The sequence below is a fragment of the Arthrobacter sp. AOP36-C1-22 genome (assembly GCF_052377515.1).
Taxonomy (GTDB): Bacteria; Actinomycetota; Actinomycetes; order Actinomycetales; family Micrococcaceae; genus Arthrobacter_H.
On the sequence record NZ_JBQSWW010000016.1, the window covers coordinates 70,856 to 79,518 of the forward strand.

The window sequence follows — 8,663 nt, forward strand, 5'->3', positions numbered from 1 at the left end:
CATGGTCCCCGGGACGCTGGCGACCGTTGCCGAGCTGATCGAGCGGGCGGAGCGCGGCTTCGAGATCACCAAGGGCCGGCGTGACGGATTCGATCAGGACCGCAAGGCGGCAGTGGACGGGGTCGCCCATGCGCTGAGGCCCACGTCCATGCACCGGCGGCTTCCCGCCAGACGGCTGCTCTTCCTGGACCTGGAAGGACCGCATCCGTTGGCGGCCGTGGTGCTCGGGGACCCCGACCATGCCACCCACCTGACCTGGCAGGTCTCCGGGGCAGGCATCCGTCCCGGAACCGCCATGTGGGGCACGGCCCGTGAAGCCGGCGAACTCCTGCTCGAACAGCGGGCCGCCGGTGCCGGAGCCCCGGCCGTCATCGCCTGGCTCGGGTATCCCGCACCGGGGATGTTCAGGGCCCTCTCGGACCGTACCGCCCGGACCTGTGCCGCGCGGCTGGCCTTCGACATCCGTCGGGTCGGGGAGCTCCTTCCCCGTACGGCCAGGATGGCGATCGAAGCACATTCCTACGGGGCGACGTTGGCCGCGTACGCGCTCGCCCGGTTGGATGCCGAACCACCCCCGGCCGGCCAGGCGGGCCCCTTGATCGACACACTGGCCACCATTGGTTCGGCGGGAATTCCGGACCGCTTGTTGCGGGACCCGTCTGACTTGGGCATCCCACCAAGCCGCCGATACGAGGCCGTGGCGAGCCGGGACCTGCTGGCCCGATGCGGCCGGCTCCTCAGTGGGCGGACCACGGTCGCCGGGCTGCCGTTCGCCGTGGAAGGACACCCGGAATCGGGGCTGCATGCCGTCACCGGGCACAACACCTCCCGCTTCGTGCCCGGATCCGATGACCCCGAATACGGGTACCGGGACCCCGGCACGCTCTCGCTGCACAACCTGGCCCGGATCCTCATCGGGGGGACCCCTCCGTTCAGCTGACCGGCCCCCGGCGGTCCCCGTCCGCCTCCGGTTCCCGGCGATAGGCCAGATCGAAGACCAGACGGCCCGCGGCCACGGCCTTGGCCTCGAAGCTCGTGCGCACCCGCCCCGCGTAGCGTGGGGCCCACCCCCCGAGATCGTCTGTGAAACCCGGCTCCGGGTCGTGGCCCTCCAGACCGTCGCGGCGGACCCGGCTCAGGGGGGAGTCCTCCCCGGCGCATTCGCCGGGGTGCAGGGAGGTGAAATCCTTCGAGGCGTCGAGGATCGAACGCATCTGTTCGGCATACTGCGACCAATCGGTGGCCAGGCGCCAGATGCCGCCGGGGGCCAGCACACGGGCGGCCTTGGGCAGGAACGATTCCTTGATGAGCCGACGCTTGTGGTGCCGGGTCTTATGCCAGGGGTCGGAGAAGAAGATCCAGAGTTCATCCACCGAACCGGGCTCCAGCATCACATCGAGGACCTCGGGGGCGTTGGCCTGCACGGCCCGCACATTGGTCAGTCCCTTCGCGTCGATCCGGGCCATCAGCTGCGCCAGGCCGGGCAGATAGACCTCCACGGCGAGGAAATCCCGTTCGGGATGGGCCTCGGCGGCTTCGGCGATGGCTTCGCCCAGCCCGGTGCCGATCTCCACGGTCAGCGGGGCCCGACGGCCGAAGGCCTCCTCGGCGTCGAAGCGGAAATCCTCGTGGACCGAGGTGTCTGCGTGGTGGCGCGGAACCTGGATGACGTAGTCCCCGGAGAGCCGGTCCCAGGAGTCCTTGCGCTTGCCGTGCAAACGGGACCCGCGACGGACGAAGGACACCGGATCGGTCCGGTAGAAGCGCAAATCGTCGGCGGCGCGGCCGTTGACAGGGGGCTTGGGGGCTGCGGGATCATTCATTGGGTCCACGTTAGTCGTCGCCGCGATGGACGTCATGTCAGGGTCTTCCCGGATGGCGGCGCCGGCCGCGGACGGGCACACTGGAGACATGAACGGACCCCTGAACCTGATCCTGAACATCATCTGGCTCGTCTTCGGCGGATTCTGGCTGGCCCTGGGCTACCTGGCCGCCGGGGTCGTGTGTTGCGTGCTGATCGTGACCATCCCCTTCGGGCTGGCCTCGTTCAGGATCGCCAACTATGCGCTGTGGCCCTTCGGCCGCACCATCGTGGACCGGGGCGGGCGGACCGGATTCTTCTCCACCGTGGGCAATGTCGTGTGGATCCTCGTGGCGGGGATCTGGATCGCCATCGGGCATGTGGTCACCGCCATCCCGATGTTCGTCAGCATCATCGGCATTCCGCTGGGCATCGCCAACCTCAAACTGATCCCCGTCTCCCTGGTGCCCCTGGGCAAGGTCATCGTGCCCTCGGGGTCGCGCCTGCCGATGGGCCCGGCCGCCTGAACGGTTCCGGGTCCGGCGAACCAAGCAGCCTGCCGGGCCCGCGGATCCCGCCGCCCCGGCATGTGCCCCGAGGCCGTCGACCCGGGCCTCCAGCCGCCGGTCGGGCCGGCAGGGAAGACGATTCCTCTCGAATTGCACTCTTCCGTCCTTGACTTATGTGGCATAGTTATCGACCGTTAGTGATCGCCCCCACAATGAGAGTTGATAGCAATACATGGACCGAATAGGTCAGAGGGCCGCCGCATCGAGTCGGGAGACGACGCCGAAAGCGTCCGTGTTCCAGGACTTCGGGGGCTGCCATGAATGTTGAAATGCTCAAGAGCACCTGGGCCGATATGTCCCAGGCGGGCGACGAAGCCCCCTTGTACTTCTATTCCCATCTGTTCATCACCCATCCGGAACTGCGCGAGATGTTCCCGGTCTCCATGGCCAGCCAACGCGATAAGCTGTTCGGCGCGCTGGGGCACATCGTGAGCAATGTGGAGAAACTGGATTCCGATACCGGATTCGTCGAGGAACTGGGCCGCGATCACCGGCGATTCGCGGTGGAACCCGAACACTACTCCGCCGTTGGTTCCTCGCTGCTGGCGACCCTCAAGCAGTTCCTGGGCAGCCAATGGACCGAAAGCGTCGCGGCGGACTGGTCCGCGGCCTACGGCCAGATCGCGAAGATCATGGTCGTGGCCGCCGAGGACGCCGCCGAGGATTCACCCCCATGGTGGGATGCCGAGGTGGTCTCCGTTGACCGGCGCAGCATCGACGTGACGGTGATCCAGCTGCGGACCACCCCGGCCATGGACTACCTGCCGGGCCAATCCATGGCCATGGAACTGGGGCGGCTGCCCCGATTATGGCGTTACGTGACCCCCGCCAACCAGCCGCAGCCGGACGGCCTGGTGGAACTGCATATCCAGTTGGTGCCCGGCGGGCAGTTCAGTAGCACCGCGGTACGCAAGATCCGTCCCGGGGACACGGCCCGGCTCGGAGCCCCGATGGGCGACCAGCTCACCCGTCCCCGGAACGGGAAGGACCTTCTCCTGGTGGCCGGCGGCACGGGGCTGGCGCCTCTGGCGGCGGTCCTGGACCAGGTCGGCACCCAGTGGACGACCGAAGGAACCGGGCCGCGGGTTGACCTGTTCCATGGGGCCCGCCTGCCGTGGAACCTCTACGACCACGAGAAGCTCACCCGCCTGGCGGAACAGCCCTGGTTCACCTACCGACCGGTCGTCTCGGACGATCCGACCTTCCACGGGCTGCGTGGACTGGTGGGTTCCGCGGCGGCCGCCGAAGGCTCGTGGGCCGGCCGGACGGCCCTGGTCTGCGGGTCCCCGCCCATGGTCGGGCATGCCGTGGCCCAACTGGGGACCGCCGGACTTGCTCCGGATGATCTCCGCTTCGAGACGTTCGCAACCCTAGATGAGAGTTCCTCGGCCATCGGCCAGAGTGACGAAGAAGGATCACGATAATGCCCTATGCCAATGACACCCGATCAGCCCGCGCCCTGACACCGGAGGCCGTCCGTGACGCCATGTTCCCGGCCGTGGAGGTCGGCGGGCTCGACCCCGTGGCCATCAATCTGTTCCTGGCCGATGCCTCCGTCCAGATGGCTTCGGACCGCGAGGAGATCCGGACGCTGCGACGACGCGCTGAAGAGGATCGGGGCTCCGGCCTTGATGTCAGTGCCGAAACCGTGAACCTGCTCAGTCGGGCGCAGGTCATCGCCGATAAGCACGTCAGCGAGGCCGAGCAATATGCCCATGGCCTCATCGACGGGGCCCGAAAGCAATATTCGGAAATCCTGCAGAAGGCCGAAGACAATGCGGGTAGCGCCGGTTCCGCCGCCGCCCCGGCCGTCCCCGGATACGGGGAGCCGGTCCCGGAGATCGAGTATGTCCGCACCTACACCCGGGTGGCCCAGGTCCAGTTGCGCTCCGTGATCGACGCCCTGGCCGAACAGGTGGATCAGTTGGGCCATTTGCCGCAGTTCGGCGCCACTGCCTCGGAGCCGGGCGCGGGGGGTGGCTCCTGAGCCGGCGGTAGCACTTGTAGGGTCCGGTACAATTTGAGAATTTTTGTATCGATTTTGCAGAAGTTCCTACCAGTATGAGAATTTTTAATCCATGCAAAATGAGAACTTCTGGACGTGCGTTGAGGTGTTTCGGTTGCAGCTGCGAAAGAAGTCCGGTTGCAAATAGTCGGAGGAGGACGAGACTTGTTAAGACGGAGCTTCCGATAGCTCTTGTGTAGACATCCCGTAGCGCGGGCACGGCTATCGGATAGCACTTTCTCACCATCGGCAAATAGGCAGTCGAGGTCTTTGACGGTGAGCGATTTGCTCTCCTCCCGCCTGCACTGCTGCTTGTCGACGAGCGCGCGCCAGGCCTTGGCGATCGCGGCGCGAACAAGCGGCCCTCCTTTCGTTCTGCGGATTGGGGGCGCGTTCACGAAAGCAAGGCAAGCACTTGGCGGAAGTTGGTCATGAGCGGGGTCTTGCGACATTCACCCACGGCCGCGGTGACCCCCAGTTGGACCCGTGGCTGGCGCAAACCTCCGCGACACCGCTACCCGATGCCCGCGCACCTGCTACCGCTTCGATACACAGGCGCTATCCGAAGTGCCGTCTTAACAAGACTCACCTGTCATGGCAAATAGATGTACTCAGGATAGGTCGCTGCCTCTGTCCAGATGCGACCCAAAATACCAAAAGAGAATTCCCTGCTAATCGATCGGTTCATGAGAATAGGAGCGTTCTCAAATTGCTGCAAAACGGAGCTCGTAGTCCATGTTGTCGACCATGGTCTGACACTGCTCGAAGTAGCTCGAGAGTTCGTCGAATTCTCCCCTTTCCGGAGCTTCTTCAACCAGTGCCCGAAATTCAGGATCGAAGCGGATATCGAGTCCCGACGCGATCCCCTCCGTGGCTTCAGACAGTTCGGAGTGAATCCAGTCCTCGATTTCGTCGAACAGGCGAGAAACCTTGACACACCTCATCCAGAGGCGGTGAGGGTCGCAATTATCCGGCTCTGTGCGAAGGCCGCACGTAGCCAACCGACAGCAAACTGACTGACTCTGGTTACAGGTACCTCACCGAAGTCGACCGTGAGGACGGCGTTTGCCGTGCGAAGGGTGTACTTGGCACTTGCCAGGTATTCAGGATGTTCACGTTTCGATTGAAGCTTTTTCTTCGATCTACTGCCGCTCATGGCACCACTATATTCATGGCCTATGCTGTGCAAAGGTCTTGGGTGCCCGTCGTCCTGTTGAGACTGGTGTCGTAGGAGACTGCTAAGGTCCGTCTAAACCAGACAGGGAGAACGTCGATGTCGTCGGATGGATACCCGTTTCCAGTTGCCGTGTCCCAACTCGGCACTAGTGAGCCCCGTGAAACGCAGGTTGCCCGCGCGGTCGCCTGGCTCTCACAACAACTTGGTGGCCCAATTACGGTCGTAACCCCTCAGCGAAGATTCGAAAGCGAAACTCTCAAGCGGTTGCTAGGGAGAGCTGATACGGCTCACCTCACCTGGCAAGGCTTCTCTGCCGGGTCCCTTACCCGCCGGCGTGTCATCGACGCGTGGCCCGATCGGCAACACCTAAACGATCTGTGGGGCTCACAAGCTGACGCCATTGTCGTCGTCGAGTGGGGAACTGCCGAAACAACCGCTTGGCTGGAGGACGCTATTCCGGTAAGACTTCTTCCGGGGCAGACTTCCCAGCTTGTGTCCGGACAAGAAGCCGCCCTGGCAGTCACCGGCGATCCGCTACCTGAAGACGTGATCCGGATACTGAAGATCCTTTCGAAGTGGGCGGCCGGATACGACTCCGGACTCAAATGGAATGAAGAGGACAAGCTCAAGGCCGACATGATGAACAGCCCCGAGCGTTGGACCTCTGTCACGGTCGAACAAGTCAGAGACAAGTGTCGTGAACTGAAGATGCGGCCAAAGGACATCGAAACGATCGTAGGATTCGTGGAGCGCAGGAAGCAAGGCCGGAGATTCAACGTTCGTAGCACCTACCGCGATTACCAATTCTGATCACGGTTCCATGCCCGTTGTCGGAAACCCAGCCAGATCAACTGCAGGACGACCGGGACCGTCTGGCCGGGGCGGCGTACTAGGAATCTCGCGGCGATTGGCGACTCGTCGCGTGCGAACAGGCAAACCATTTAGACCGTCATCGTCATCCTTCCACAGGGGAACGGAAGGTCGGAAGCATCCGCTGTGCGCCCAGCGCAGGTCCTCAAAGTGCCCGGCGTTCGGGGCCTCGTAGGGCAGGGAAGCCTTGCACATCAGGTGGCTAAACAAATATCCCTATACCCCAGATCGTTCCACGACGAGCCATACGGAGGAACCGCTCAGACGGGTGTACCGGCTTCATCGAATACGCGCGGGAGTGTTGAGCGGCGGTTCATGCTCGGTCCTGTTTCTCGTCTTCTTCCGGTTCTTCGGGTGCGCGAGATGTGCCTTCTGCCAGAAGCTGAGGCTCCAATTTTAAGGCACGGCACATGGCCACGAAGTGTTCCTTATCTTCCTTGCGGATAAGTTCAAAGACGGCGTGGAGGATGTGTACTGCTTCTGGCCTGCTGATTCCCCGGCCTGTCTCCACGCGTTCATTGTGGGAATAATGATGTAAGTATGTGACTAGTCTCTGGCGGGTGAGGCCATCGTCCATCCCGTCGAGTGCAGTCTGCATCTGAACCCTGAAATCGCCCATCTGTTCGGGGAATCGAAAACTGAGAAAGCCCTCGAGAAGACGGCGACATACATTCGGAAGGATGACAGCCGCATCCATTTCCTGCTCGATTGTTGGTCGATCGCCACAGTCAATCAGCGTTCTTGCTGATCGCCAGAAGAGGTAGTGATATTCCGAACGAAGACGGGTTCGTAAGGCCTTGTCCTTTTTGTCCGATCCCCAGTCGCGCCACGTGGGAACGCGACGGACTACCCCGACGTCGACTTTCTGAGCCTGGGCTTGTAGCTCGAGAATTTTGAAGTCTCGTTTCTCCTTGGGGGCGCTGTTGGGTAGGCGATCCAGTTGGTTTGCCCAGATTTTGAAGAGTTCGAAATTGTGGGTCATCAGGAACACCTGACCGCAGTCTCGGACAGGCTTCTGGTTGCATAAGCAGGCAACGGGCTGGCCGCAGCCACATGCGGACGGCTGCACCAGCTCCGCCCATAAGAGACTGGAGGCGCCGATTGCGAAGTTGTCGTCCAAACTTGAAACGGGATCGTCTATGACGACGATCTGCTCACTGCGATTCCGGCCTTGAGTGCTGAGGCTCTTAACGAAGTACAGCAAAGCCAGTGCGGTACATTCTCCCTCGCTAAGGTGGAGCGCTGGCGAGCCATCCCTGTAAATTGCGTAGCGTCCCTCTTCCACGGGGACAATCCGAATATCGGACCGGCCGAGCAGGATGTGTAGTCTCTGATTCAGCCACTCGGCTGGCGGCCCAGGATCATGCTTTTCAGACTCCAGCTGGACGATCTTGTCTCGGGTAGCACACACCATCGTGTGATTGTCTTGAAGTGTTTTGTTGGCTGTGTCGGCTTCGCGGATGGCTGTGTCGTAAGCGTCTTGGTTGGGCCCCTTGGTAGAAGCCCGGTGACTATGTGAGTTTCGCATCCGATAATGGACTCGGGAGGAGATTCACAGATATGGCACGTAGACATAACCCTGATCAGGTCATCGCGAAAGTACGTCAGGGTCAGAAGATGCTTAACGGCGGACAGCCGATGATCGAGGTCATCAAGGAACTACAGGTCACTGAAGCGACGTGGTATCGGTGGCTTCAGCAGTACGGATCCGAGAAGAACGCCAGCCATACCAGGGCGGTAAAAACCTCGAAAAGGAGAACGCCAGGCTCAAGAAGCTGGTGGCGGAGCAAGAACTGGCCATCGATATTCTCAACGAGGTGGCGCGGGGAAAATTCTAAGCCCCGAACCACGCCGCCGTGCCGTGCGTATGGGGCAGGAAAAGTTCGGGGCTTCCGAAAAAGTTGCCTGCAAGATGCTCAGCCAGAGTCGCTCAGCCCTACGCAGAGGCCGTCCAGCGGTCAGATTCTGAGAGGCTCGGCTGCGCGCGGATCTACGAGTGGTCGCGGTGAAGTATCCGGTATGGGGCTGGCGTAAAGTACGCTGGCATCTGCTCCAGCAGCCGCAGCGGGACGGGATAGCGCTGAATAAGAAGCGAGTCTGCCGGCTCTGGCGCCTTGAGGGGCTCACCTGCAAGCCCAAGGTACGCAAGAAACGTCGTAGCGGGCCCGGTGCAGGGGAGCAGAAGAGGCTCAGGGCCGAGTACCCGATGCATGTGGTCAGCTTCGACTTCCAATCCGATAC

General features: G+C 62.3%; 8 protein-coding genes and 1 pseudogene. 6 read left to right on the plus strand and 3 right to left on the minus strand.

Annotation, left to right across the window (positions count from 1 at the left end):
* The first annotated feature begins 1 nt into the window (after window position 1).
* Window positions 2-940 (plus strand): alpha/beta hydrolase, encoded by a 939-nt coding sequence (locus ACT3S6_RS10420; RefSeq protein WP_444554885.1) that lies wholly within the window; start codon window positions 2-4, stop codon window positions 938-940.
* Here ACT3S6_RS10420 and trmB read toward each other — a convergent pair.
* Window positions 933-1,823: a tRNA (guanosine(46)-N7)-methyltransferase TrmB gene (gene trmB, locus ACT3S6_RS10425; RefSeq protein WP_444554886.1), complete on the minus strand. Its 891-nt coding sequence runs from the start codon at window positions 1,821-1,823 to the stop codon at window positions 933-935. The genes ACT3S6_RS10420 and trmB overlap by 8 nt on opposite strands.
* Before the next feature lie 88 nt (window positions 1,824-1,911).
* Here trmB and ACT3S6_RS10430 point away from each other — a divergent pair, with 88 nt between their 5' ends.
* The 3 genes from ACT3S6_RS10430 (at window position 1,912) to ACT3S6_RS10440 (ending at window position 4,357) form a co-directional block, all read left to right on the plus strand.
* On the plus strand, window positions 1,912-2,328 hold the full coding sequence (locus ACT3S6_RS10430) for a YccF domain-containing protein (RefSeq protein ID WP_444554887.1): 417 nt from the start codon (window positions 1,912-1,914) through the stop codon (window positions 2,326-2,328).
* A gap of 299 nt (window positions 2,329-2,627) precedes the next feature.
* Window positions 2,628-3,794: a globin domain-containing protein gene (locus ACT3S6_RS10435; protein WP_444554888.1), complete on the plus strand. Its 1,167-nt coding sequence runs from the start codon at window positions 2,628-2,630 to the stop codon at window positions 3,792-3,794.
* The gene (locus ACT3S6_RS10440; RefSeq protein ID WP_444554889.1) at window positions 3,794-4,357 is read left to right on the plus strand and encodes a hypothetical protein; all 564 of its coding nucleotides are present in this window, start codon (window positions 3,794-3,796) and stop codon (window positions 4,355-4,357) included. The genes ACT3S6_RS10435 and ACT3S6_RS10440 overlap by 1 nt, the downstream gene beginning before the upstream one ends.
* Before the next feature lie 722 nt (window positions 4,358-5,079).
* Here the strand turns inward: ACT3S6_RS10440 and ACT3S6_RS10445 are convergent.
* A complete protein-coding gene (locus tag ACT3S6_RS10445; protein WP_444554890.1) occupies window positions 5,080-5,319 on the minus strand; it encodes a hypothetical protein in 240 nt (79 codons plus the stop codon).
* Between the two features lie 329 nt (window positions 5,320-5,648).
* Here ACT3S6_RS10445 and ACT3S6_RS10450 point away from each other — a divergent pair, with 329 nt between their 5' ends.
* Window positions 5,649-6,362, plus strand: coding sequence for a hypothetical protein (locus ACT3S6_RS10450; RefSeq protein WP_444554891.1), 714 nt, complete (start codon window positions 5,649-5,651; stop codon window positions 6,360-6,362).
* 373 nt (window positions 6,363-6,735) lie between these two features.
* Here ACT3S6_RS10450 and ACT3S6_RS10455 read toward each other — a convergent pair whose 3' ends face one another.
* Window positions 6,736-7,950 carry an AAA family ATPase gene (locus ACT3S6_RS10455; RefSeq protein WP_444554892.1) on the minus strand — a complete coding sequence of 405 codons (1,215 nt, stop codon included), beginning with the start codon at window positions 7,948-7,950 and terminating at the stop codon, window positions 6,736-6,738.
* A gap of 32 nt (window positions 7,951-7,982) precedes the next feature.
* Between ACT3S6_RS10455 and ACT3S6_RS10460 the strand changes: the two are divergent.
* Window positions 7,983-8,663: pseudogene (locus ACT3S6_RS10460) on the plus strand (transposase); the annotation flags it as partial.